Annotated in this window: 28 protein-coding genes; 13 read left to right on the plus strand and 15 right to left on the minus strand. The window is 61.7% G+C overall.

The window, feature by feature from the left end; translation table 11 throughout:
• Positions 1 to 126: 126 nt before the first annotated feature.
• Positions 127 to 705 carry a hypothetical protein gene (locus P0D84_RS21150; RefSeq protein WP_408340057.1) on the minus strand — a complete coding sequence of 193 codons (579 nt, stop codon included), beginning with the start codon at positions 703 to 705 and terminating at the stop codon, positions 127 to 129.
• Positions 706 to 1044: 339 nt separating this feature from the next.
• A complete protein-coding gene (gene hpnA / locus P0D84_RS21155; protein ID WP_408340059.1) occupies positions 1045 to 2055 on the minus strand; it encodes a hopanoid-associated sugar epimerase in 1011 nt (336 codons plus the stop codon).
• A 420-nt stretch (positions 2056 to 2475) separates the two neighbouring features.
• On the opposite strand from hpnA, the gene P0D84_RS21160 reads away from it, so the two are divergent.
• Positions 2476 to 2769 carry an acylphosphatase gene (locus tag P0D84_RS21160; RefSeq protein WP_179739934.1) on the plus strand — a complete coding sequence of 98 codons (294 nt, stop codon included), beginning with the start codon at positions 2476 to 2478 and terminating at the stop codon, positions 2767 to 2769.
• 193 nt (positions 2770 to 2962) lie between these two features.
• Here P0D84_RS21160 and egtD read toward each other — a convergent pair whose 3' ends face one another.
• Entirely contained in the window at positions 2963 to 3946 is a 984-nt protein-coding gene (egtD, locus tag P0D84_RS21165) for an L-histidine N(alpha)-methyltransferase (RefSeq protein WP_408340061.1), read from the minus strand.
• Between the two features lie 610 nt (positions 3947 to 4556).
• On the opposite strand from egtD, the gene rarD reads away from it, so the two are divergent.
• The gene (gene rarD / locus P0D84_RS21170; protein WP_408340063.1) at positions 4557 to 5453 is read left to right on the plus strand and encodes an EamA family transporter RarD; all 897 of its coding nucleotides are present in this window, start codon (positions 4557 to 4559) and stop codon (positions 5451 to 5453) included.
• A gap of 141 nt (positions 5454 to 5594) precedes the next feature.
• Here rarD and P0D84_RS21175 read toward each other — a convergent pair whose 3' ends face one another.
• Positions 5595 to 6134, minus strand: a complete 540-nt coding sequence (locus P0D84_RS21175) for an Mpo1 family 2-hydroxy fatty acid dioxygenase (RefSeq protein ID WP_408340065.1) — start codon at positions 6132 to 6134, stop codon at positions 5595 to 5597.
• Between the two features lie 91 nt (positions 6135 to 6225).
• On the opposite strand from P0D84_RS21175, the gene P0D84_RS21180 reads away from it, so the two are divergent.
• Positions 6226 to 6939 carry a Crp/Fnr family transcriptional regulator gene (locus P0D84_RS21180; protein WP_408340067.1) on the plus strand — a complete coding sequence of 238 codons (714 nt, stop codon included), beginning with the start codon at positions 6226 to 6228 and terminating at the stop codon, positions 6937 to 6939.
• Between the two features lie 238 nt (positions 6940 to 7177).
• Positions 7178 to 7726 carry a lytic transglycosylase domain-containing protein gene (locus tag P0D84_RS21185; protein ID WP_408345876.1) on the plus strand — a complete coding sequence of 183 codons (549 nt, stop codon included), beginning with the start codon at positions 7178 to 7180 and terminating at the stop codon, positions 7724 to 7726.
• 68 nt (positions 7727 to 7794) lie between these two features.
• On the opposite strand, the gene P0D84_RS21190 is transcribed toward P0D84_RS21185, so the two are convergent.
• From P0D84_RS21190 to P0D84_RS21215, 6 genes are all read right to left on the minus strand, one after another.
• Positions 7795 to 8679, minus strand: coding sequence for a 4-hydroxy-tetrahydrodipicolinate synthase family protein (locus tag P0D84_RS21190; RefSeq protein ID WP_408340069.1), 885 nt, complete (start codon positions 8677 to 8679; stop codon positions 7795 to 7797).
• A 2-nt stretch (positions 8680 to 8681) separates the two neighbouring features.
• A complete protein-coding gene (locus P0D84_RS21195; RefSeq protein ID WP_408340071.1) occupies positions 8682 to 9023 on the minus strand; it encodes a hypothetical protein in 342 nt (113 codons plus the stop codon).
• A 296-nt stretch (positions 9024 to 9319) separates the two neighbouring features.
• Positions 9320 to 9691, minus strand: coding sequence for a hypothetical protein (locus P0D84_RS21200; protein WP_408340073.1), 372 nt, complete (start codon positions 9689 to 9691; stop codon positions 9320 to 9322).
• A gap of 253 nt (positions 9692 to 9944) precedes the next feature.
• On the minus strand, positions 9945 to 10205 hold the full coding sequence (locus tag P0D84_RS21205) for a hypothetical protein (protein WP_408340075.1): 261 nt from the start codon (positions 10203 to 10205) through the stop codon (positions 9945 to 9947).
• On the minus strand, positions 10198 to 10947 hold the full coding sequence (locus tag P0D84_RS21210; RefSeq protein ID WP_408340077.1) for a DNA/RNA non-specific endonuclease: 750 nt from the start codon (positions 10945 to 10947) through the stop codon (positions 10198 to 10200). Before P0D84_RS21210 ends, P0D84_RS21205 begins: the two co-directional genes overlap by 8 nt.
• Positions 10948 to 11327: 380 nt before the next feature.
• The gene (locus tag P0D84_RS21215) at positions 11328 to 11687 is read right to left on the minus strand and encodes a DUF3564 domain-containing protein (protein WP_408340079.1); all 360 of its coding nucleotides are present in this window, start codon (positions 11685 to 11687) and stop codon (positions 11328 to 11330) included.
• Positions 11688 to 11846: 159 nt separating this feature from the next.
• On the opposite strand from P0D84_RS21215, the gene P0D84_RS21220 reads away from it, so the two are divergent.
• A complete protein-coding gene (locus P0D84_RS21220; RefSeq protein ID WP_408340081.1) occupies positions 11847 to 12518 on the plus strand; it encodes a DUF4410 domain-containing protein in 672 nt (223 codons plus the stop codon).
• A gap of 87 nt (positions 12519 to 12605) precedes the next feature.
• Here the strand turns inward: P0D84_RS21220 and P0D84_RS21225 are convergent, their stop codons facing one another.
• The 5 genes from P0D84_RS21225 to P0D84_RS21245 all read right to left on the minus strand — a co-directional run bounded on the left by P0D84_RS21225 (position 12606) and on the right by P0D84_RS21245 (position 16947).
• Positions 12606 to 14291 (minus strand): acid phosphatase, encoded by a 1686-nt coding sequence (locus P0D84_RS21225; RefSeq protein ID WP_408340083.1) that lies wholly within the window; start codon positions 14289 to 14291, stop codon positions 12606 to 12608.
• A gap of 104 nt (positions 14292 to 14395) precedes the next feature.
• Entirely contained in the window at positions 14396 to 14683 is a 288-nt protein-coding gene (locus tag P0D84_RS21230; protein WP_408340085.1) for a hypothetical protein, read from the minus strand.
• A gap of 133 nt (positions 14684 to 14816) precedes the next feature.
• Entirely contained in the window at positions 14817 to 15278 is a 462-nt protein-coding gene (locus tag P0D84_RS21235; RefSeq protein WP_408340087.1) for a GNAT family N-acetyltransferase, read from the minus strand.
• A 214-nt stretch (positions 15279 to 15492) separates the two neighbouring features.
• Positions 15493 to 16596, minus strand: coding sequence for an NAD(P)/FAD-dependent oxidoreductase (locus P0D84_RS21240; protein WP_408340089.1), 1104 nt, complete (start codon positions 16594 to 16596; stop codon positions 15493 to 15495).
• A gap of 147 nt (positions 16597 to 16743) precedes the next feature.
• Entirely contained in the window at positions 16744 to 16947 is a 204-nt protein-coding gene (locus P0D84_RS21245) for a DUF3562 domain-containing protein (protein ID WP_408340091.1), read from the minus strand.
• Positions 16948 to 17279: 332 nt separating this feature from the next.
• Here P0D84_RS21245 and P0D84_RS21250 point away from each other — a divergent pair, with 332 nt between their 5' ends.
• The 8 genes from P0D84_RS21250 (at position 17280) to P0D84_RS21285 (ending at position 24824) form a co-directional block, all read left to right on the plus strand.
• Complete coding sequence (locus P0D84_RS21250) at positions 17280 to 17882, plus strand: lipocalin family protein (RefSeq protein WP_408345879.1); 603 nt, start codon at positions 17280 to 17282, stop codon at positions 17880 to 17882.
• 85 nt (positions 17883 to 17967) lie between these two features.
• The gene (locus tag P0D84_RS21255) at positions 17968 to 18744 is read left to right on the plus strand and encodes a DUF1295 domain-containing protein (protein ID WP_408340093.1); all 777 of its coding nucleotides are present in this window, start codon (positions 17968 to 17970) and stop codon (positions 18742 to 18744) included.
• Between the two features lie 65 nt (positions 18745 to 18809).
• Positions 18810 to 19913, plus strand: coding sequence for an SAM-dependent methyltransferase (locus P0D84_RS21260; RefSeq protein WP_408340095.1), 1104 nt, complete (start codon positions 18810 to 18812; stop codon positions 19911 to 19913).
• A 112-nt stretch (positions 19914 to 20025) separates the two neighbouring features.
• Positions 20026 to 20562 (plus strand): DUF488 domain-containing protein, encoded by a 537-nt coding sequence (locus P0D84_RS21265; RefSeq protein WP_408340097.1) that lies wholly within the window; start codon positions 20026 to 20028, stop codon positions 20560 to 20562.
• A gap of 20 nt (positions 20563 to 20582) precedes the next feature.
• Positions 20583 to 21182: a uracil-DNA glycosylase family protein gene (locus P0D84_RS21270; RefSeq protein ID WP_408340099.1), complete on the plus strand. Its 600-nt coding sequence runs from the start codon at positions 20583 to 20585 to the stop codon at positions 21180 to 21182.
• A gap of 170 nt (positions 21183 to 21352) precedes the next feature.
• Complete coding sequence (locus P0D84_RS21275; protein ID WP_408340101.1) at positions 21353 to 21952, plus strand: cytochrome b; 600 nt, start codon at positions 21353 to 21355, stop codon at positions 21950 to 21952.
• Positions 21953 to 22010: 58 nt separating this feature from the next.
• Positions 22011 to 23462: a glycosyltransferase family 2 protein gene (locus P0D84_RS21280; RefSeq protein WP_408340103.1), complete on the plus strand. Its 1452-nt coding sequence runs from the start codon at positions 22011 to 22013 to the stop codon at positions 23460 to 23462.
• A gap of 123 nt (positions 23463 to 23585) precedes the next feature.
• Complete coding sequence (locus P0D84_RS21285; RefSeq protein ID WP_408340105.1) at positions 23586 to 24824, plus strand: Rieske 2Fe-2S domain-containing protein; 1239 nt, start codon at positions 23586 to 23588, stop codon at positions 24822 to 24824.
• The last annotated feature ends 288 nt before the right edge of the window (positions 24825 to 25112 follow it).

Raw genomic sequence — 25112 nt, forward strand, 5'->3', positions numbered from 1 at the left:
TGAGTGTGGCTTATTACCTTGCCTGCCTTGAATCCGGGCAGTATGTGTGGGTAGGGGCACTAGGTCCGGACCGCCAAGCTATGCCGGAAGGGCTGAGAGCGCCGTTTTTTTTACCTCGACCGTATGTCAGCCTTTGGTGAGCATCATGTACATCTGGATCACCATGTCGGGCGAAAACGTGAACGGCACCCAGCCGTGGCCGGTGTGGCGCATGACCAGCAGACGGTCGCCATTCGACTGTTTCTGCACGGCCATGACGGGATTCTTGGTCGAGACGAAGCGCCAGCCCGGCGAGATGCCCGGCGGCGGTTCCGGGGTCATCGAGGCCCGCGCGTTCGCCAATTCCTCGATCAGTTGGCCGATCTGCTCAGCACGCAGCGCGACCGTCTGGCCGCCGATCGTCATCGTGATCTCATTTTGCGCAGGGCGGTTGATTTCGAGCGTGGGCTGCGGCTGGGCGGCCGGATCTTCGCTGCCGGGTGCTGGTGCCGACGCCGCCGCTTTTACCGCGGTCGTGGCTGCCGCTGGGTCAGGCGCCAGGTCTTCTGTTTTCGACTCGGACGAGACGTGATTCGCCGCCGGCGCTGCCTGCGCTGCTGCCTCTGCGGGTGTCTCGGGGATGTTTTCGGCCTGCGGGGCCACGACAGCCTGGATGAGCTGATCGACGCCCACTTCCAGCGCGCCGAGCTGTTCGTGAAGATTCATGCGAGGTTTCTCTGGTAAGACCCGCGATTTTACCTGCTACGCGTGGGCTTTTACCTGCGCAAACACAGTGACGTTGTAACAAAGTGCGCGCAGGTCGCGCCGGGGGGTGTTCGGCGCGACCTGCGCGGCGTACGCGGCTCCGCCTATCCGGCTCGGCCTACGCGGCGCGACTTATGCGGCTCGACCTTCGCGGCTTGGCTTATGCGGCCTGGCCTATGCGGCTCGGCCTATCCGGCTCGGCCTATCCGGCTCGGCCTATACAGCCCGGCCTATACAGCCCGGTCTATGCGGCCCGGCCCATGCAGCCCGACTCACGCCCCCCCCCATTGCATGTGCGCGTCAGGGCTTCAAATACCCGGCTTGCCGGAACCATTCGAGCGCATCGCTCAAGCCCTCGCGATAAGGCCGCGCGCGATAGCCGAGCTCGCGTTCCGCCTTCGCCGATGTGAAGTACATCTTGTTCTTCGACATTCTCAAGGCGTCGACAGTGAGGAACGGTTCGCGCTTCGTGAACTTCGCGACCGCTTCGGCGCCAATGGCCAGCGGGTAAAGCGGCCCACGCGGCAAAGTCAGCGTCGGAGCCTTGCGGCCGGTCAGCGCGGCGATATCCGCGAGCATTTGTTGCAGCGGCAGATTTTCGCCGCCGAGAACGTAGCGCTCGCCGATCTTGCCGCGTTCGAGCGCGAGAAAATGCCCGGCGGCCACATCGTCCACGTGCACGAGGTTCAGCCCCGTATCCACGAACGCGGGAATCTTGCCGAGCGCCGCCTCGACGATGATGCGGCCGGTTGGCGTCGGCTTGACGTCGCGCGGACCGATCGGTGTGGATGGATTGACGATCACGGCAGGCAGGCCGTCCTCGGCGATCATCCGCTCCACCGCGCGCTCGGCCAGCACCTTGCTGCGCTTGTATACGCCGATCGCCTGGTCGGCTTTGAGCGGCGAGGTCTCATCGGCGGACTGGCCGGAACTGGTGACCTTCAGCGTGGCCACGCTGCTCGTGTAGACGATGCGTTCGACCCCTTCCTTCAACGCCGCGCGCATGGTCGCCTCGGTGCCTTCGAGATTCGAGCGCTCGATTTCGCTCGGGTCCGGCGCCCACAGGCGATAGTCTGCCGCCACGTGCAGCAGATAGCGCACGCCGCGCAGCGCGTTGCGCATCGACGCTTCGTCGCGCATATCGCCCACGACGATTTCCGCATCCAGCGCCTCGACGTTTTTGCGCGGACTGGTGGCGCGCACCAACACGCGCACCTTGAAACCCTTCTGTTGCGCGATGCGCGCCACCGACGAGCCGACGAAGCCGGATGCGCCGGTCACGAGCACGAGATCGCGATTCTGTTCGGTCATTCTGATTCATTCCCTGCGTGACAGTCGGCGGATTGTACGTGGCGCGCGTGCCGTGTGTTGCGCTGGGCGCCTTGAGCGCGTGGGCGAGCTCGGACGAGCTCATGCGCTGCCGAGCAATCTTGCCGCGACGCGACTAGAATGCCGGCTTGAAAGATTTTGCGTTGCATGGGACCGGGTAAGTGCTGAAGCGCTTACTCCGGGTCGACAGCGTTGCATGGGATCGGAGTAAGTGCAATGCATGGGACCAGAGTAAGCGCTAAAGCGCTAACTCTGGTCGACAGCTGAAGCGCTAACTTCGGGTCGACAGCGGTGCATGGGACCGGAATAAGCGCTGAAGCGCTAACTCCGGTCGACAGCGGTGCATGGGACCAGAGTAAGTGCTAAAGCGCTAACTCCGGTCGACAGAAGAGAGAGGACGGCATGGCCCCGGATCTGGATCTACGGATCGAAACGTATTACGTGCGCGTGCGCGGCACGGTGCAGGGCGTGGGCTTTCGCCACGCCACAGTGCGGCAGGCGCACGCGCTCGGTATCAAGGGATGGGTGGCGAATCTCGACGACGGTTCCGTCGAAGCCATGTTGCAGGGCTCGGCCAACCAGGTCGACCGGATGCTGTCGTGGCTGCGTCACGGGCCGCCGGCGGCGCGCGTGACCGAAGTGGCCGGCGAAGAGCGTGCGACCGAAAAGCGTTTCGAGCGTTTCGAGCAGCACTGAGCAACTGGACTGCGTACACGGCAAAACGAAGGCGGCGGGCCATCACATAGATGGCCCGCCGTTTTGTCGATCGTGTGTCTCGCGTGTCCAGCGCGCGGCCCGATAATGCTTACCGCTTACCGCTTACCGCTTACCGCTTACCGCTTACCGCTTACCGCTTACCGCTTACCGCTTACCGCTTACCGCTTACCGCTCACCACGCCACCAGCAAGCTCTCCGCGAAGCCCCATTGATCCTCGATCCACTGATGGCTGCACACAAACCCGGCGTCGTCGGCGATCGCGGGCATCTCGTCCGCGCGGTATTTGTGGCTGCTCTCGGTCCAGATCGTTTCGCCTGCCTTGAGCGAGACCTTCAATTGCGCGGCGCCCACGTGCGCGGTGAGATCGCGCTTCGCACGCAGATGCATTTCGATGCTGCGCGCGTCCGGATTGAAGCGGGCGACGTGTTCGAACGCATCGAGCGGAAAGTCGCCATCGAGTTCGCGATTGATGCGCGCCAGCAGATTCAGATTGAACGATGCCGTGACACCGATCGAATCGTCGTAGGCGGCCACGAGCACCGGCGTCGGCTTGATCAGATCCGTGCCGAGCAACAGCGCGTCGCCGGGCGCGAGCATATTGCGGATCTCGCGCAGAAACCGCGTCGCCGCGAGTCTGCCGAAATTACCGATCGTACTGCCCAGAAACAGGACAAGCAGCCGTTCGTCCGCCGCGCGGTTCTTGCTCACTTCGGCCAGTCCGGCCAGGTAATCGCGCTCGTAACCCACAATCGAGATCCGCTCGATGTCGCCGAGTTCGCGCCTGCACAACTGCAAGGCGCTGCGCGAAATTTCAATCGGACAGTAAGAAGTGGGGCGCTTTTTACACAGCGCTTCCAGAATGCGCCGCGTTTTGCGGCCGCTGCCGCTGCCCAGTTCGGCGACGGTCACGTCATGCGGCAGATGTGCGACGATGTCCGCTGCATGCCTCGTGAGCAGACGTTCCTCGGCGCGTGTCACGCCATATTCGGGCAGTACGGTGATCACTTCGAACAGCGCGGAGCCGACTTCGTCATACAGATACTTCGAGGGCAGCTCTTTCTGCGGCGTGTGGGTGAGTCCGGCGCGTACGTCGGCGGCGAAGGTGGCGCGCAGTAGATCGGGCGATGCGTCGTGCGAGAGGGCTGGCTGGGTCATGCTGGCTCCAGTAGTCACATTCGATGAGCAGGATTGCTGGCCGGGTGGCGGCAGGCGCACTGAAGCGCAGGTGATGCATGCCGCGGGAAGGAAAGGCGGGCTCGGTCCGCATGGACTGCCTTGCCGGCCCGGCTGATTGATGTTGCCGGTGACGCTTGCAAATGACGCTGCAATGGCGGTTGCGACGGATGTCCAGGGTGTCCTGAATGACGTTGCAAACGGTGTCGCCAGTTTCGTAGCAAGATTCGCGCTTGAACATCTGTGCGGGAAGTGGCGGGCGTTGCCGCTGCGGCTTCGCCCGTCGCGCGTGAAGTTATGTTCTAGTGCATCGGCGCGCGATGCGCACGGAATAAATTGCTGCTTGCTGCAACGAACCAGCGACGACTAACCGGCACGTTTGCGCCGGAACCCGTCTAGAATGCCCGCTTGCATCGCCTGGCGAAGATAAAAAACGCAGCGCTTGATCTACGCTGCCTGCTTGTGAGACTTCACTTCTAATGACAACAACTCAAGGCGCACAGCCGCCGCATGTTGCGCCGCACACACCTGCATCAGTATCGGCTCGCACGCCTGCACCGCAGGCCGAAACAATTGCGTCACGGGCCGCGTAATGAATCAGTATGACCCAAAGCGCGGTATCGCGCTGTCCGTCGGCGCGTCGGCGATGTTTGCATTACTGTCCGCCTACGCCAAGCTGCTTGCGCCGTTGAGCGGGCTCGACATTTTCGCGTGGCGCGTCGTGTGGACCGTGCCGGGCGCACTCTTGCTGATCCTGTTGCGCAAACGCCTGCCGATTCTCCGGCAACTTCTTTACCGCATGGTGACGCAGCCGAAGCTCGGCGTGGCGATGATTGTGAGCGCGGCTTTGCTTGGTGTGCAACTGTGGGTGTTTCTATGGGCGCCGCTGCATGGGCGCATGCTTGAAGTCTCGCTCGGCTATTTTCTGCTGCCGCTGGTGATGGTGCTGGTGGGACGCTTCTACTATCACGAGCGCCTCGACGGTCTGCAATGGCTAGCCGTCATCTGCGCCGCGTTGGGCGTTGCGCATGAACTGTGGATGACGGGTGCCTTTTCATGGCCGACGTTGCTCGTCGCGCTCGGTTATCCCCCGTACTTCGTGCTGCGGCGCAAGATCAACCAGGACTCGCTGGCGATGTTCACGGTGGAAATGGCGCTGCTGTTGCCGGCGGCGGCCGTGTTTATCGTCATCGGTGGTTCGCTGACCCTGATCGGCGGCCGTATCGACATGTGGTGTTTGCTGTTGCCGGGGCTCGGCGCGCTCAGCACCGTTGCGCTGGCTTCGTATCTGAAGGCGAGCCGGTTATTGCCGGTCGCGTTGTTCGGCATTCTCGGCTATGTCGAGCCGGTGCTGCTGGTGTTTGTCTCCATCACGTTGCTCGGTGAGGCGCTGAGCGCCGAGCAGTTAGCCACGTATATTCCTATCTGGATTGCGGTCTCGCTGACGGCGTTGCATAGCGTGCGGCTCGTTCGGTTCGCGGTGCGTTGAGCTGCGGTGGTCCAGACACGACGACCCGTAGAGTTGAGACGGTTGATTGAGTCGGGATGGCCGGTTGAGTTGGGACGGTTGATTGAGTAGGGATGACGGACTGAGTTGAGCATAGGCCGCTAAATCGGGCGCCCCTATTTGTCACCGATGCGCCGCCGCGCTGTCCGCATTGATACGGGTCGGGCCGACCTGTGCCTCGATCGCCTCACGCAGTGCGGGCCGCCAGCCAAAACCAAACAACGCCTCAGCGAGGACGAACAGCGGCCCGATCAGCAGACCGATCACATCGTCGACAAAGGCAGGCTGGCGATGTTCGTATGCCACGTGGCCGATGAACTGAAAGACCCAGCCGATCACAAAGAGACCAATACCCGAGCCGAGCCAGGTGAGCGTAGCTTGCGCGGCGAGCCACTGTCCGCAAGCGACGCACAACGCCGACACCACGGCCATCATCACGCCGAGCGGCACGTCGAGCACGAGGTAGTAGACGGTCGCCGCGGCGAACAATATCCATGCGGGCGATAAGATCAACGACAAGCCACCCACGCTGAAAGCGGGCCGGCTCAACAAGACAGCCAGTGCCAGCACGATCATCGGAATGCCGATGAAATGCGTGGCGATATTGCGCCGGTCGCGATGGTAGGCCGCGTATTGCGTCAGCTGTTGTGTCAGCGTTCTCATGGATGCCGCTCCTCCTTCAAAGTCAGCATAATCGCGGGCAGCGGAATTTGAAACCATCGGGTAGCCGACAATCCGACACGGATGCCGTCCTATGACTGCGAGTATTTCATCGAATGAGCTTACCGCGTTGCTGGAGCGCAGCGCATGGTTTCGCTCGGCGCCCGCTGCCATGCAGGCGCAGCTGATCGAAGCGGGGCGTGTCGAACGTCTCGCGGCCAGTGAGCGGCTCTTCACGCGCGGCGATTCCGACGACGGCCTCTATTGCGTGCTCGACGGTCTCGTGAGAATCGGCGCGGCGAGTTCGGCCGGCAAGGAAGCGTTGCTCGCGATCATCGAGCCAGTGAACTGGTTCGGCGAGATCGCCCTGTTCGATAACCGCCCGCGAACCCATGATGCGTATGCCGAACGCGATTCTGCGGTGTTCCATATGCCGCGCGCCGCGCTTGCCGCGCTGCTCGAACGCACACCCGAGTATTGGCATGTGTTCGGTTTGCTGTTGACGCAAAAGTTGCGCCTCGCTTTCGACGCCATCGAGGAGGCCGCTTTGCTTCCCGCCGCGCAGCGCGTGGCGCGCCGCCTGTTGTTGATGGCGGGCGGGTACGGCGAACCCGGTGCATTGCGGCGTGTACTCAAGGTGCCGCAGGAGGATCTGGCAATGATGCTGGCTTTGTCGCGGCAGACGATCAATCAGGTGCTCAAGCAATTCGAAGCGCAGGGCGCGTTGAAGCTGGGCTATGCGGAAATAGAAATCGCCGACGTGCAAAAGCTCAGCGCACTAGCCGATCTGAATCCGCCGGCGGATTGATCGAACTGGATTCCTGGCAAGCCACGCGAAAGATGCATGTATGTCCGATTCGCGTGCCGCGCGATACGACATTTTTATAAGCATTTTACGGCGTACCCCTCTTTCTTTGGCGATTCGCTACACCAAGCCCGGTAAGGTCGAGACATCCCGGTCAGGAAGCGAACCTATGCATGGAAATAGCGCTCTGGATGGCGAGCAACCACAACGAAACTTTCGCCTGAGAGTCAGCTTGAAAGTGATGCTGGCAGCGATCGCCTTCTCGCTGTCCGTGGCATCGCAGGCCGTTGAGGCCCAGTCGGCATTCGCCGTCCAACCGCCGAGTGCCGCGAGCGACGCGACGTCCGACAGCGACTTGCCGGCGCTCGGCGATATCACCACCTTACTGCGCGCACAGTTTCGCGTTACTCCGACGGAATCGATGAAGATCGCACGCGCGGTGCTGATCGAAGCAGATCGCCAAGCCATCTCGCCGATCTTGCTGCTTGCCGTGATGTCGGTCGAGTCGAGCTTCGATCGCTACGCGGTCAGCATTGCGGGTGCGCGAGGACTTATGCAGATCTTGCCTGCTGCGCACCCGCGATTGATTGCGGGCACAACCGACTTGTCCGATCCGGCGATCAATGTGCGGATCGGTTCGACCATTTTGCGCGACTACCTCGATGAAAGTGGCGGCGATCTCGACGCCGCGCTGCTTCGTTACAGCGGCGGCGGGCGCGGTTACGCGCGGCGTGTCGTGCTGCGGATGCAGCGGCTGGACGCAAGCTTGCGCCACGAAATGATGAACTGATTCGTGGCGCATTCGTCTGCAAACCTGCTCCGCAGATCCGCAGATCCGCAGATTCGCCGCTCCTCGCGTTAGCTCATCGCTCCAGCAAATTCGGCGCGCAGGTCCTGCAGCCTGTCGCGCGCAGTGCTCAGGCGTTCGACGAGTTGTGCCGACGCGCGCGTGATCGGCATACGCGTTTCATCAGTCATCGAGTGATCGAACGCCAGCATCGCCTTGATTGCGGACGGGTTGGGCGCGGCGAACAGCAAGCGCAGGACGGGTAGCAAACAGGCGAACAGATTGCGTGCCTCCATGTCGCGTGCGTGCCGGATCAATTCCTGTACGGCAACCAGCAGATCCGCGCAGACATGTGCGCTTGCCAGAATGCCGCCAGTGCCGCCGTGGTTCAGGCAGTCGTCCAGAGCTTCATCGGTGCCGCACAGCACGTTGACCGGCAGGCCGCGCAGCTTCTCGAAGTGTTCCTTCACGCATTCCTTGATCGCGACGATGTTGCTGTATTCGACCAGGCGCGCGACCGTGTCCGGCTCGATGGTGACGCCGATCCGATGCGGCACGTTGTACAAAACGATAGGCCGCTCGGTGGCAAGTGCGGCTTGTTCGAAATGCCACTGCACGCCGGCCTGATCCGGACATACATACGACGGAGGAGACACGAGATAACCCGCGCAGTCCCACCGCTCATAGCGCTGAATATCGTGCAGGACATCGCGCGTATTCGAGCCGCCGACGCCGATCAGCATCGGCAGGCGGGAGCCGATCACATCGGTCAGAGCCTGCAAAACGGTAAGACGCTCGGATTCCTGTAATAAAGCGGCTTCGCCCGTCGTGCTCAAGGCGACAAAACCGCTGATCTCCGTGCGCAGATAGTAGTCCGCGAGGCGCTGCAACGCGTCGACGTCGACTTCGCCATTGCGCAACGGTGTGACGATGGGCAACCAGATGCCTGAGAACATGATTAGCGCGCCTTTGCGACGGCTTGGCGGCGCTTCAGAGGTCCGATCAATGCTGCGGGGAGTGTCGAGATGAGCGTATGGAGCGTGAAATCGAGGTCGTCGAGTGCAATGTCGAGTTGCACGCGCACTTCTTCACGATCGGCTTCCGTGCTGACGACATACACACCGAGCGGCGAATGAAGCAGTGTGCGTAACTGGGTGCCTGGAAGATCGTGCGGCGGGTGGGGCAAGACGACCTGGAGGCGGGCGCGGGCCGCGGGGAAGGGAATGACATTGTTGCGTTGGACCGGCGGCGCGCTAAGCGGCTGCGTTTCGAAACTGTCGATTGATTGCGTGAGAGCCATTTGATGCGGCGTTCGGTGACGCCACGGTTGATCAAGACACTTCGAGATTAGACGTCTACGGGTAAACGCAGTGCAAAAATTTCGGTGTCTGCTGAAAAAATCATGGGGACTCGACGAGTCGTTCGAATCGAATCAGGCAGCTATGCTGGCAAATAAGCTTTGCGTGCGCTTGAACCGGGGTCCATGCGGTGCGCCCATAAAAAAGGCGAGTCGTGAGACTCGCCCTCCCTGAACGGCAGTTCGGCTTCGATTAACTACGCATGCGTGGCCGGTGCTTGCCGAAAACCGATCACGTGTTATTGCGTTTTCGTCGTGTCGGTCTTTGCGCCGTCGGCTTTTACCGGGGCGTTGCTGGCCTCTTTCGCGCCTTCCGTTTTGGTCTTGCCTGCGCTTGCTTCGACAGCGGTCTTTTTCGTGGCTTTTTGCATCTTTGCCGTGTGAGCGGCGGACGTCTTTTTTACATGCGCCTTCGCGGTGGCTTTGGCCGGCGCTTTTGTCGTTGCCGCGCCGTTGTCCGCGGCGCCGGTTTGCGCGGCGGTGCTGGCCTTCAGATTCGCTTGACCGGCGGGTTGCATTTGCGCCGGTTGCGCGGCCGACGGCGCTGCGGTTTGCGCAAAAGCGGTCGACACGACGAGAGCGGAAGCGAGAGCAGCGAAAAGCGTCTTCATGGTGTAACTCCTGGTTTGACCGGTTATTTCTTGTGTCGCGGCTGAAATGTTTCAGCGCTGCCGGTTTAACGTTGGCCGGAAGACAGCAGTTGACGATGCTCTGGTGACAAAACGTAACGGCGGATACATATCGGGGTTCTGAATAAATCGCGAGCGACGGCAAGACGACGTACGGCGGCGGCGGCGTCGGCGGCGCTGAACAGCTGACCCGTTGCGATGCAATGTTGGCTCGCCTGACCCAATACGTCTGGCGCTATTGAAACGGATTCTGTACGACGCCGGGCTTCGCGTCCGGCTCGTCTTTCAGCTTCGCCGGCAAATTGGTTTGCGCTTGCAATGCGGCCACCACCGCGTCGATCGCTTCCTTCAGCGCCAGCGCCGCTTTCAGTCCGCGCTGGTCCTGAGTCAATTCCAGCGTTCCGTTCAGCACCACGCGCGTGGTGCCATTGCTGACGGTGAGTGCGTCGCCCTGGATGTTGAGCACGTCGTCATCGTTCGAATAGGGTTTAAACACCTTTCAGTCCTCCCGGTCGCTGATCTTTGAGATTCTCTGGAATACCCGGAAAACGGATACCCGAGGCCGCCTCGAGTTCGTGAATCGTCCTGATGTCATAGCGGTTGGTCGAGACGTTGTCCACCATGACCGCAAACGCCATTTGCCGGGACGGCACGTAGACCACCTTGAACAATTGCGTCGGCACGAAGACGCGCGTCGGTCCGATGGTCTGCAATTGCTGGCCGCTGAAGATCGGTCCGGTGACGACATAGGTATCGTCGTACGACATCGCAATCCGGCGCACCGACGTTTCGATACGCGCCCACAAGCGCTGATTGTTCTCGCGATTCTGTGGCACGACGTTGGCCAGCGAAAACGATTGTGCCATCGCTTCCTGATTCCAGCGATTGCCCGCCGGACTCATATGCCCGCGATCGAAACCGCTGCGTTTATAGTCGGCGAGCGTTGCGCCTTCACCGTCGGGCAAACGCGCATCTTCGAAGAATTTGTTGGTGCGCACCATGTCTTTGGCGGCTTCGATATGGTCGCGCGTCAGATGCTCGGCGGACCACAACGGACCATGCGTGATACCCGAATGCAGCACCGCGAAATCGCTATAGCAAAGCATGCGCGTTTTCGGCGCCATCTTCTGATTGGTCAGAACCGGCCATTGCGCGTTCGGGGTGAACTGGGTGCAGGAAGGCGCCGCGCTTGCGTGAGCGGCAACAGCGAACAGCAGACAGGCGAACCACTTCTTCATGTGTCAGTCAGTCGAGGGATCGGGGGCGCAAGTATAGCGTCGCGAGCGCCTATCGAGCGACGCGGAACGCAGGAAAACACAGAGGAAGAAAGTGGATTTTTGCGCGGCGCGCGGCGCGCGGTGATGAAGATGATGCGAGCGCAGGAAGCGCGAGGCCGCACAGAAGAAATCCAAAAGCGCCACACAAAAAAAACGGGCCGCTTTGCAGCGACCCTAATGCGTGGAATTCGGACTCTACGCATGCAAACTTAAGACCGGCTTAAATGCGCGACGCAGAATGTAGAGCGAGGGTAACGATCAAACACGCGCACGAACGCACCCGCACGTGCGCCGTGCGGCTTGGTGAGTAAGAATTTCACTGACGAAAAAAGCGCAGGAACCTAATTGCCGAAAACGCTGTTTTCAGCGCGCACATTTTGCCGGTCGACGGCTTGCAAGCGCCAGAAGCCGCTGGTCGGTGCGCGCGTGGGCAAGGCTGTCCACGCAGCGGCGCCTTGCGCCGCGCTGACGCGTTGTTTGCGATCGACGTGCAAGCCGCGCAGCGTGCACAGCGGCGCATCGGTGCTCGGCGCGCACAGCGTGGTCACGCCATTGTCATCGTGCAATTCGCCCCACGGGGGTAGATCGATCCCTTGATGCGCTTCCCTCGACCACCGGTGTTCTTCGGTGTCGAGCCATAGCACGGCGTAATCGTGGCTGACGGTGGGATCGGAACCGTTGATGAGGATAGTTAGGCGCATGGCAGTTCCGTACAAATTGCGAAGTGTGGCTCTATCAGTCTATGCCGCAGCGCGTGTTATGCAAGGCAAAGGTACGACGATCAGGCACGAAAAAAACTTACGCACCGTACATACGGCGGTACGATAGCCGCGTCTATCAGCCATTCGCGGGGGCGCGTCATGCTGCGTCGATTTCTGCAACTCACGATGCTGGCGGGATGCCTCGGCGCATCCACGCTGAGTGGCGCGGCAGACAGCGTCCCTTTCGCCACGCCCAAACCGATTGTCTATGTGTCCGACTTCGATCTTGATGTGGCCAACGTGACACCTGACAGCGGACCCGGTCAACGCGCGCGCCGTCTGCGCGGTTTGCTGCCGAGCGGTCCGGGACCGTTGGGGCACGATTCGAATCCGCAGGACCACGCCAAAGACATCGTCAACGAGATGGCGGAGGCGCTGACGGCGGATCTGCAGAAAGGTGGCGTCGACGCACGCCGCAGCGCGCCCGGGCAACCGTTGGCGGCAACGGGCTGGCAAGTGCGCGGTGTATTTCTGAGTGTCGACGACGGCAATCGTCTAAGGCGTGCCATGGTGGGTTTTGGCACGGGCCAGAACGATATTCAGGTAGCGGTGTCGTGCGACAGCCTTGGCGCGGCGGATTTGCCGCCGCTGTATCAGGCGGTCGAAGAGGCGGACAGCAAGGCTAAGCCGGGAGCGGTGATCAAACTCAATCCGTATGTGATCGCGGCCAAGTTTGTCATGGCGAGTGGCGACGATAAAAAGACGATCGAGAAAGCCGCTCAGGAGATTTCGGATTCGGTGATCGCGAAGCTGCACGGGGTGACGCAGTAATTCGCTGCATCGTGCGAGGTAAGATGCCTGCGGTGCCACCGCAGGCATACAGACACGCCGCCGCAAACCTACGGCAAAGCGAACCGCTCATGCCAGATCCAACGAACCCGTCAAATCGCCGAGCGGCGCCAACCCATTCTGCGCAAACGCCCGATCTCGCGCCAGCACGCCATCCAGCGGCGCCAGCCCATGCACGCGGCTGATCAAGCGAAGAATCGAATTCGTGTCATACACCGTATGATCGACGTATCCTTTCTTCGCCAACGGCGAAATCACCAGGGCCGGAATCCGCGACCCTGGCCCCCAGCGATCACCCTTTGGCGGCGAGACCGGATCCCACCAGCCGCCGTTCTCGTCGACGGTCACGACCACGACAGTATTAGCCCATTGCGGGCTGCGCTGAATATGCTCGATCACATTCGCAATGTGCCGGTCGCCGGATGCGACGTCCGCATACCCCGCGTGCATGTTCAGATCACCTTGCGGCTTGTAGAACGTGACAGCCGGCAAACGCCCCGCGTCGATGTCGGCAATCAAACGATTGGTCGATGCGTCGTCACCCAAACCCGCGTCGCGCAGATACTTACGCCGCGCCGCGGTGCCCGGCGCGTAGTTGGTGAAGTAGTTGAACGGCTGATGGTGGTATTGGAAATCGGGCACCGCGCCCGTGTCCTGATGCTCCAACGCGTATTGCCACGCCCCGCTGTACCACGCCCAGTCGACACCCTTGTCCGTGAGACGGTCGCCGATCGTCGCGTAGTTTTGCGGCGGCAGCACGCGCGGATTCGACCGATCGGCGAACGCCGGATTGCCGCCTTCGGCCGGGCGCACATTGCTCGGCTGATACGGCGGCGCCATCGTGTTGACAGCGTAGCCGTCGGCGCTAAACGCGCCGTCGTTGACGAATTTCGGCGGACCGCCGAGCGCGGACGCCGGCGAGTCGGTTGCCTGCTTCAAGCGCGTGCCGGTCGGATCGTCACCTTCGACGACCGAGACCATCTTCTTCGCCGGACTGTTGTGGATGTCGGGATAGAACGGCGCTTGCGCCGAGATCAGGAAGATGTGGTTCAGCCAGGAACCGCCGAAGGCCGCCATGAAGAAGTTGTCGCACAGCGTGTATTGCTGCGCGAGATTCCACAGACGCAGCGAATCGGCGGAATTCCGATAATGTCCCATCACGAGGCCGCCGGAATCGCCCCATGCGGCAAACTGGTTGTTGCGCCCGGCGTTGATCTGCATCTGGTTCTGATAGAAGCGATGCACGAGATCGCGCGTGATCACGCCGTTCGGCAGCGGCGCGCCTTGCGCGTCGGTGATATGGAAGGGCGCGTTGCGCAGGTGGCGGATATCTTTTTCACCAATCATGTAGCGCTTGCCGTCCACCTCTTGCGCTTGCGGTACGAGGCCGCCCCAGATTGCCGGCAGGCGCGGCAACGGCGTCTTGCCGTCGCGGTCGAGTTGTAGATAACGCTCGGCGCTCACCGCATCGAGTGGATGCTTGACGCCCGGAAAGTTGCCGTACAGGTTCGCGAAGCTGCGGTTCTCGGCGTAGATCACCACGATGTGTTTGACCTGATCGTGCAGCGCGGCGTCGAGGCGTAAGTCGGCGGCGCTGCGCTGCGCCGTGTCGCCTGCAGCACTTTGCTCGGTCTTGCAACCGGCCAGCGCGAGTCCGAGGCCGACGGCAGCGAGCCCGGTCAGGACGCGGCGGCGCTCGGGGTCTTCGGGGGCGTTGTCGGGGTTTGGCGGCAGGATGGAGTCGTTGTCTGTCATCGGTAGGTTTCGAAGTTAGCGTGACGGGCAGTCTGGTTGCCGCTCGGGGCGGCGAGTGCGCGGCACCGGGTTCGGATACGAAGTGATCAGAAAGCTTGGCGAAGCTAAGGTAGTCGTCGCTTCACGCGCCAGCTGTTGTGCGTTGCGTCAACGGCAAGCAGAAGCCAATGCCTGGCGTCGACGGGATGGCGCCGCTGGGTTGCATAACCGTCGACGGTTAATTCGAGTTCGTCGAACGTGCGCCGATGGCAAGTGGCGTGCGCACCGGAGCCGTCCGCGAATTCGACTACCGCCGCCACCGCGTGAGCCGGCTCGGGCAGGTGCGCGATATGCACTGCGCAGCCCGGATAAAGATGCGAGTCGGCAACCTCGATCTGGATGGATTCGGACATGGGTGTGGCCTCCGGACGCATGGCGGGAGCCAAAGCGCGGCAATGAGACTTCGCGCGATGGATCGCATCAAAGGATAGCACCGCGCGCAACGAAAATGAGCGCTGCGTGCTTTGCATCCCACACCACGCAACATCACAAAGCCTTGCGATAGACCACGAAGCCCGACCGTTCCGCGACCTTGTCGTACAGCTTCATCGCCGTGTGATTCGTCTCATGCGTCAGCCAGTAGACCCGCTGCAAACCGTCCGCCTTCGCCCGTGCATACACCGCTTCGATCAGCGCCCGGCCAACCCCTTTGCCGCGCTCGGCGTCCAGCGTGTAGAGATCTTGCAGGTAGCAGGTCGGCGCCACCATGGTGGTGTGACGGTGATACAGGAAGTGCACAAGGCCGAGCAACTGCCCGTTGCGTTCGGCGACCATCGCATGCATCGGCTCATAGGCGTCGAAGAAACGCCCCCATGTGACTTGCGTGATCTCACGCGGCAATGCCGTTTCACCCGAGCGGCCGTAGAACGCGTTATAGGCGTCCCACAGTGGCAGCCAGGCGTCGAAGTCGGCGGCCGTGACGGGCCGGATATGAATCGCATCGGACACGGGTGTGGTTCCTTATGGGGTTATCGTTGCGGGCGAACGGCGCCGCCGGAACCGTCAGCATAAGGAATTTGCGGCGCCATTGTTAGCGCCACACTGCGACCAGAATTTGGAGCCACGAATCTGGACTACGGCCTCTTGATGTCGAATGAATGTTCACGCGGTCAATCAGGCACACGCCGCTGAAGCAGGCACGTTTGTGCGAAGACAAGGAAACCTAAACCGTTTCCGCCCTAAGCCAACGCGCGAGCATGACATCGTCATCCGTATCCAGCGCTTGCGCGACCCGCTGCCCGACTGCTGCGCCGAATTTATAGCCATGGCCGGAGCATGCCGACACCACCAGCGTGTTGCCAAAGCGCTTCGAAAAGAAGCGTCTGTCCGCCGTGAACGTATAGGCGCAGGTTTTTACTTCGGTCACCGTATATTCGTCGATTCGCGAGAACGGCGGTGAAAACAGCCGACGCAGACTATCGCCTTCTTCACGCGCCGCAACGCGATTCGCATCAGGATCAGGCGCACGCGATTTGCACACACCAGCGCCGAACTTCAAGCCGACGCCATCGATTGGCGGCAGCACATAACCGTCGCTATCACCGCCAATATCGACAATGGCAGGCGCATTCGACCACGCCTTCTCCAGATCCGCCGGTGGCTCCATATAGGCAACCGCGTTGCGATAAGTCACCAGGTTTTCGGCGAGCGCGGGCAACAGTTGCAGCGTCCACGCACCTGTAGTCACCACGAGCCGGTCGGCGCGAATGATCGTGTCGTCTGCGATCCGCACGGAGGCCGCGTGCGCATCGACCGCGAGCACCTTGGTGTGGGTACGAATCTCCGCGCCGCGCATCTTGAGCCACGCTTTCATGTCGCGTGCAATGCGTTCGCTAAACAGCGCACCGCCGTCATGATCGAGGTACGCGTAGCGAAACGTGGCGGGGTCGAGAAACGCATAACGCTCGGCCGCTTCCTGCGGATCGAGCCGTTCATATTCGAATTTCATCCGGTCGAGGCCGGCGCGGAATCGCTCGGCGCCATCGCCTGCGCATTGCGAAATGCCGAGCACGCCGCAGTTCGCATAGTGGGAGACGCCCAGATCATTCCACAGCAGATCCCAGCTATCGAATGCTTCGGCGATGGTGCGTGCGTACCCGTCGGCATCGCCATAGGCGCGCCGGATCATGCGATGCCGGTCGCCCGAGGCGGCGAGTGGATTCGGAATCGAGCCCTGCTCGATCAGCGTGATGTCGTGTCCCAGCTTCACGAGCGACCACGCCGTGCTCAAACCGGCAATACCCGCGCCTACGATCGTCACCCGCATGCCATCTTCCCCCGAGTCGATGTATCCGGGTCAAAGTCTAGCAGTGGGAAAAATAAAGCGGTGTGCGATTCGAGTACATCGGCACACGAGCGAGCCGGTCGATTCAAAGTGGTGCCAGCCAGGCGGTGGTCTCCGCGCGCCGCCGTATCAGTGTTCGTGCTTCGACGGATGGCGCAGCTTGTCGCGTACTTTCTTCGCGGCGAACAGCGGCACGTAATCGAACACACGCGCTTCGTGCCGGTAGTCGGCCAGTGTTTCTGCATACATCCTGGAGACCGTTTCCGCGGGCGTGTCGGTTTCCTCTGCGATGCTTCTCACCACTTCGTCGACGTTAGGCTTGGGTTGGGACATGATCTCTCCGGGACAGCGGGTTGGATAGGCAAGTTACCAAAACGGGCGCACGACAGGAGTTTCATTACAGGATGCGATTGGCCGCGATACCAATTGAATCGGTCTATCGCATGAACCTTTCCACAGAGATTTTTGTGTTGCATTGCCGCGGGCGCCCGCGTCGCGCGGTAAAGCGGGAAATCAATGGGTGTGCCGGTGGTGACTATCCGGGAAGTGGGCCGCTGGTGCCTTACTTCGCCGATCAGGGGTTCGCACTGAAATGCGACCTGAACGCATCCGTCGAGCCTCGTCGAACGTACTACGTTTATTACCGCCACGTTCGAGGCCACGTCATGCGCCGTTTTGTCTGTGCCGCCGCTGTCGTTGCGACTGTTTTGCTGCTGCCCCTGACGGGGTGTTCCAACAACCCGCCCAATCCCAACCCGCGCGCCAGCGAACCGCTCGTAACGGTGCCTGTCGATCTGCCGCGCTACATGGGCACCTGGTACATCATCGCGAATATTCCCTATTTCGCCGAGCGTGACCTGGTGGGCAGCCGCGCGGAATGGAAGCTGCGACCGGACGGCAAGATCGACGATTCGTATTACGGCCGCAAGAAGCGTTTCGACGCCCCCGAAAAGCACTATCAGTTCCTCGACACGCCCGTGCCGGGCAAGGAAGGCGGCGAGTGGAGCGTGCAGCTGTTCTGGCCGGTCCACGTCACGCAGCTGACGCTCTACGTCGACCCCGATTATCACTACACGATTCTGGGCTACCCCGGCAAGAACCTCGGCTGGATCTTTTCGCGTGAGCCCGACATGAGCGACGACACTTATAAGTCGCTGCTCGTGCGGCTCGATGCAATGGGCTACGACACGTCGCGTTTCAGACGCGTGCCGCAGCATCCCGACCAGCTCGGCAAAGCAGGTTTCGCCTCGCCGGACGACAAGGACTAAAGCCACATGTGCCGGATGGCGCGCCCGCCGCATCCGTTCGTGCCCTTACAGCGTATAAACCGCATTGCTATTGAACGAGGCCTCCATGCCGCCACTTGCCGCCGCCGTGATTGCCTTGATCGGGCTCGTCGTGATCTTCAGCGCCGTCTGGGCATGGCAATTGAAGAGCGAGAACGCCGGCATGGTCGACCCGGTTTGGGCCTATTCGCTCGGCCTCGTGGCGGTGCTGTATGCCGTGCTCGGCACCGGCGATCCAGTGTCGCGTGCATTGAGTGCGCTGGGTGGCCTGATTTGGGGCGTGCGGCTCGGCACGCATCTGTGGAAACGCAATGACGGCAAGCCCGAAGACGCACGCTATCGCCGTTTCCGGGAAGAATGGGGCAACAAGGCAACCAGCAAGATGTTCTGGTTTTTCCAGCTGCAAGTCGTGATTTCGCTGCTGCTGTCGCTTGCGTTCCTCGTGCCGTCGTACCGCGTCAGTCCTGCGGCAACAGGCTGGATCGTGTTGGCTATCGCGCTGTGGATCGTCTCGGTAGCCGGCGAAGGTAGCGCGGACCGGCAACTCAAACGCTTCACGCAGGACCCGGCCAATCACGACAGTGTGTGCCGTGTCGGCTGGTGGCGCTATTCGCGGCATCCGAACTACTTCTTCGAATGCGTGCATTGGCTTGCTTATATCGCGCTGTCGATCGGCACGCCGTGGGGATGGTTCACGGTGTTGCCGCCGGTGCTGATGGCGTTTCTGCTGCTGAAGCTCTCGGGCATTCCGCTGCTCGAAGAAAGCATGGTGAAACGGCGCGCCGGTTACGCCGAATACATGCGCACCACCAGCGCGCTGATTCCGTGGCCGCCGCGGCATTGAGATAGGCCGGGAGGCGCGTGCGGACGTTCAGTAGAGTCCAGATAAAACGATAGGGAGTCAGCCTCATGAGCCTTTCCACCACCGACCATACAATGCCGCCTTCCTCGCCAACTGAGCCCAGCGATGGCTGGCTGATCCAAAGCTGCGAACGCGGCTGGCTGCCCGACAGCCTGATCCGTTTCGGCATGCGTCAACTGCTGCGCCAGCGTTTGCGCGCCGAAGCGATCGACAACGGCGAGTTGCGCGCGCAACGACTCAACCGCCTGCTGGACGATTTGCGCGCGAGTCCGATCGCCATCGAAACACAGGCCGCCAACACGCAACATTATGAGGTGCCGGCCTCGTTCTTTCATGCGCATCTCGGACCGCATCTGAAGTACTCGTGCTGTTTGTACCCGGCCGGCAGCGAAACGCTTGCGCAAGCCGAAGCGACGATGCTCGAGCGCTATGCCGAGCGCGCGGAACTGGCCGACGGTCAGCGGATTCTCGATCTCGGCTGCGGATGGGGCTCATTGTCGTTGTGGCTGGCGGCACATTATCCGCGTGCGCGGATCGTCGCGCTGTCGAATTCGCATGGGCAGCGCGCGTTCATCGAAGCACGCGCGGCGGAGTTCGGTTTGCGCAACCTCTCGGTGGTGACGGGCGATGTCGTCGATTTCGAATTCGATGACGCGCAGCTTGGGGATGGTTTCGATCGCGTGGTGTCGATCGAGATGTTCGAGCATATGAAGAACTACGGCCTGCTGCTTGCAAAGATCTCGCGCTGGATGCGCGACGAGGCGAAGCTGTTCGTGCATATGTTCGTGCATCGCACGCTTGCGTATCACTTTCAGGTGCAGGACGGCAGCGACTGGATGTCGAAGTACTTTTTCACGGGCGGCACGATGCCGTCCGAAGCGCTCTTGCTGAACTTCCAGGACGATCTGCGGATGGAGCGTCAATGGTGGGTGAGCGGCACGCACTATGAGCGTACGGCGAATCATTGGCTCGCCGCGCTCGATGCGGCACGTGATCGCGTGATGCCGATGCTCGTCGATACCTACGGCGCTCGCGATGCGGCTGTGTGGTTTCAGCGGTGGCGCATGTTTTATATGGCCGTGGCCGAGTTGTTCGGCTATGCGAATGGAAACGAGTGGGGCGTCGGGCACTATCGGTTTGTAAAGCGCTAACGTGCTAACGGGTGTTGCTTCACATGCAGATGGCATCGGGTGCCGCGGTTGACCAGGCGTCGTTCGCGGGGTAAACGTAGAACTTCCTCGCCAACGCCAGGGTGAGCCTGCGATGACGCTTCCGTTTTTCACGATCGGTCATTCCACGCGTCCGCTGCACGAGTTCACCGATTTGCTCGAAGCATCCAGGATAGAAACCTTGGTGGACGTGCGTAGCATCCCGCGTTCGCGCACCAATCCACAATTCAATCGCGACACGCTGCCGGACTCGCTCGCGCCCGCGGGTATCGACTACCTGCACCTGAGCGAACTGGGTGGCCGTCGCAGCCATCATAAAGAGGACGCGCCGTCGCCGAACGGTTACTGGACGCATCCCGCCTTTCGCAATTACGCCGACTATGCGATGACGGCTCCGTTTCAGGATGGTCTCGCGCAACTGCTCGAACTCGGCCACCACCGCCGTTGCGCGGTGATGTGCTCGGAAGCGGTATGGTGGCGATGCCACCGGCGTATCATCGCCGACTATTTGCTGCTGCGCGGCGAGACGGTATTGCACATCATGGACGCGCACCACGCCCCTGCCGCGACCATGACACCGGGCGCGCAGGCGCAGCCGGGCGGCACGTTGCTTTATCCACCAGAAACCTGAATCCCGATCCGCGCCACGGTATGACCGCAACGAAACCCATTGCTCTCAATCGGCTATTGCATGACATTCGCGCCTGTACGGTGTGCGCGCCGGTGCTGCCGCATGCGCCGCGGCCGGTCGTGGTGGCGTCGTCTGACTCGCGCATTCTGATCATCGGCCAGGCGCCGGGTGCGCGCGTGCATGCTTCGGGCATTCCATGGAGCGATGCGAGCGGCGCGCGTTTGCGCAATTGGCTGGGGGTCTCCGACGAGACCTTCTACGACGCCTCGAAATTCGCGCTCGTGCCGATGGGCTTCTGCTTTCCCGGCAAAGGCGCAAGCGGCGACTTGCCGCCGCGGCCCGAGTGCGCTGCGCATTGGCATCAGGCCTTGCTCGCCCAGTTGCGCGAGGTGCGGCTCACGTTGCTGATCGGCCAATACGCGCAGCGTTTTGGTCTCGGTGACGCATTCGGGCCGACGCTCACCGATACGCTGCTGCGTTGGCGGGAATATGGCCCGAGCGTGGTGCCGCTTCCGCATCCGTCGCCACGCAATATCGCGTGGTTCAAGCGCAATCCGTGGTTCGAAGCGGAGGTGTTGCCGACGTTGCAGACGCGGGTGACGGCGGCGCTCAAAGCATGATTCGCCACGCGCGGTCGAAATAGACTGAATCACACTATTAAGCGCCTCGCGGAATAAACCGGCACACTAAGGCGTTAGCTTTGGTATCGGAGGCGAGAGCAGGCATTGCACCGGCACGGCCGACTTTTCAAACAGCTTTCGCAAGAATGCATTTGCAGACGGAGCGACCCATGAACACGCACGCCGATTCGCTGACCGATTCGACCGGCACGCCGGTGCCGTCGCGCTATACCCGCACGGCAATCACGCTGCACTGGCTGATCGCGCTGCTGATGATCGTCAACGTCGTGCTCGGGTTGACGGCCGAATCATGGCCGGACGACTGGGTGCGTCCGGTGGTCGATACCCACAAGTCGATCGGCATCACGGTGCTCGGCCTCGCGCTGCTGCGCATCTTGTGGCGCCTGTCGCACAAGCCGCCGCCGCTGCCGCGCGAGTTTCCGTCGTGGGAGAAGATCGCGGCGCACGTCGCCCATTTCCTGCTGTATCTGCTGATGATTGCACTGCCGCTCTCCGGCTGGTTGCACGATTCCGCCTGGAAAGATGCGGCCACGCATCCAATGCATCTGTTCAACCTGTTCCCCTGGCCGCGCATTGGCTATGTGATGAATCTCGACCCGGCGCTCAAGGAGACGCTGCATGACCGCTTCGGCGCCTTGCATACGTGGCTCGGCTACGCCCTGTATGCGTTGCTGGCAATGCATATCGGCGGCGCGTTGAAGCATCAATGGATCGATCGCAAGTCGGTTCTGAAACGCATGGTGCCGTGAGCACCACCACGCTGTTTCCCATTTAATAACCGCACCGTCGACGGACTCAGCAGTCACTTTGAAGAACACTCTGGAACAGGCGCTCGCCCTCGCATCGCCGCGCATTCTGCCGCGTCCCACTACGCTGCTGAGCACGCTGATTCATTTCAGCGTGGTCGTGCTGTGGTTGCTGCTGTTCGCTCGCGCCTTCTTTCTACAAGGCGTGGTGGCGTGGTCGACGGGGCTTGCGTACGTCGTGTACGACACCTTGCTGCTCGCGTTCGTCACGTGGAAAACGCTGCCGCTGATGCGGGCCACGGCGCCGCTCGAGCCCGACTTCGATTCCCGCAGGTTGCCGGGCATGGGTGTGATCGTCGCGTCGCATAACGAGGCGGCGGTGTTGCCCGTGACGCTCGCCGCGCTGCTGCGCCAGACGCATGGCCCGGCGCAAATCGTGATCGCCGACGACGGTTCCACCGATGCCACCTCCGCGCTGCTCACTGAACGCTTCGGCTTGACTGCCGCAGCCGAGGGCGTGCTGAGCGCGCCGAGCTCGCTTTACCCGAATCTATTCTGGCTGCGCGTGCCGCACGGCGGCAAGGCCCGTGCGTTGAACGCGGCGATCACGGTCATGACGACCGACACCGTCATGACCGTCGACGCCGACACGCTGCTCGACGACGACGCCACCTACGCGATGCGCGCCGCCTTCGCGAGCGAGCCGAAGCTGGTCGCGGCGGCCGGCATTCTGGTGCCGGTGTGCGGCAAATCGGTTTCGGGCCGCGTGTTCCAGTGGTTCCAGACTTACGAGTACATGCGCAACTTCATCGCCCGTTTTGCGTGGATGCGCGCCGACAGTCTGCTGCTGATTTCAGGCGCGTTCGCGTCGTTCAGGCGCGATGCGTTGGTCGACGTGGGCGGCTTCGATCCGCAGTGCCTGGTCGAAGACTACGAGTTGATTCACCGGCTGCGCCGCTATTCGGTCGACCACGGTCTCGGCTGGGACGTGCGCGTGGTCGGCGATGCCCATGCGCGTACCGACGCGCCGGACAACCTCGGCAGTTTTCTGCGGCAGCGCCGCCGCTGGTTCGCCGGCTTCCTGCAAACGCAGTACTGGAACCGCGACATGACCGGCAACCCGCGCTACGGCACGCTGGGCATGCTGATGCTGCCGGTCAAGGCCATCGATACGATGCAACCGATCTACGGGCTGACCGCCTTCGCATTGCTGCTCGGCTTTCTGTTCGGCGGGCATGGCGCGATCGTGGTGTCGATTTTCAGCGTGATCTTCCTCAAAACGGCGATCGACCTCGCGTTTTATCTCTGGTGTATCCATCTGTACCGCCGCTGGACCGGCGAGCGCACCGGCTCCAGTCTGTGGATGGCGGTGCTCGCGGCAATCGCCGAGCCGTTCACGTTCCAGTTGGTGCGGCATGTCGGGGCACTGCTCGGCTGGCTGCATTTCCTGCGTGGCGGACGCTCGTGGGGCGTGCAACGGCGCTCCGGCCTCGTGACGCACGACGAAAGTTAGCAGGCGGTCTCCTGTAGTCGGCGAAACCATACCACTTCGGCTTCGAGTAGACTGTACGACGATGTCGGCCCGCGAATTGCAGGCCGATCACCTTCTATCCGCTCGTGCACGGAGGCTCCACGTATGCATGCTGTTCCCCCGCTCGAACAAGACACCGTCGATGCGCCGGTCGATGCGACGGCTGCTCATGCAGCCACTCAGGCTAACGCCCCTGCCATAGGGAATGTCCACACGCCGGATAAAGACGCCAACGGCGCCCCGGTGCGCGATCTGCGCCGTGTAGGTATTCACCCTGATTACTGGTATCCGCTCGCGTGGTCGCATGAAGTGAAACGGGGCAAGACGCATGGTGTGACGTTCGCGGGAGAGCCGATCGTGCTGGCGCGTACTGAGTCGGGCAAGGTGTTCGCGCTCGAAGATCGTTGCGCGCATCGTCAGGTGCCCTTGCATCAGGGCGTGGTGGACGGCGAATCGATCCGCTGCGGCTATCACGGCTGGACCTACGATTGCTCCGGCACGTGCATCGACGTGCCGTATCTGGGCCGCGATCGTTTGCCGAACGGCGTGCGTTCTTATCCGTGCCGCGAAGTCGAAGGGCTGATTTTCGTGTTTCCCGGCAATGCCGGGTTGGCCGAAGCACGGCCGCTACCCGCGTTCGGCTCCGTATCCGACAAGAAGTACAAGACGCGCCGTTTCGGCCGTCCGGTGAATTGCCACTATTCGTTCATGCACGAGAACCTGATGGACATGAACCATCAGTTCCTGCATCGCCGGCAGATGGGGCAGATGCGCGCTCGTTCGCTGGGGCGGCGGCGCGGTGAAGGCTGGGTCGAAGTCGATTACACGTTTGCGCGCATGGCCGGCCAGCAGCCGATCGGCGAAGCGATCGTGTTCGGCCAGAGCCGCAAGACCGGCGGCGACAACGACAAGGACGTGATGACGATCCGCACCGAGTATCCGTATCAGACGCTGCAGATTCGCACGTCCGACCAGACGCTGGTGATGGATTTATGGATCTGCTACGTGCCGCTCGATCGCGAGCAGCGCACGAACCGCACCTTTGGCCTGCTGTCGATTCGCAAACCGGGTATTCCCGGCGTGCTGAATCTCGCGTGGCCACTGCTCGTGTGGTTCACCGAACGCATTTTCAAGGAAGACCGCGAGATCGTCGAAGCCGAACAGCGCGCGCACGATTCGCAAGGCGCGGACTGGAATCACGAGGTGTTTCCAGTCATCAACGAACTACGCAGTTTGCTGCGCGAGAGCGGTGCGCCGGATCAGGTAGTGGGCGCCGGCACCGGCGGCGCTGCGGTGATCCGCTTCTGGGATTCGCGTCACGGCAATCCCTTGTCGCATACCTGATAGCGGGTTTTTTGCGCCGCGCGGGACCGTACGATTATTGGCGACGATGAGTGAGAGCCGGCACAGCAATTGTGGCGGGGGTGTCTGAGCATGCCGGGGAGGTGGCTTTTGCGTAAGTTGGCTTTCCCGCCGGTGGTGAATTAATCCATCTCCGTGCGGGAGGGAATGCAGGCCCCTCAAGCAGCGATAATGGCATCTCACACACTAGGATTTGCGCCAATCGAGATGCGCCCGCCTCCGACCCGTGTACCATTTCGCTTTTTCCGATCTTTAAGAACACCTCGTGAC

Origin of the sequence: Paraburkholderia sp. RL17-337-BIB-A, assembly GCF_046025895.1 — a bacterium.
Classification (GTDB): domain Bacteria; phylum Pseudomonadota; class Gammaproteobacteria; order Burkholderiales; family Burkholderiaceae; genus Paraburkholderia; species Paraburkholderia fungorum_C.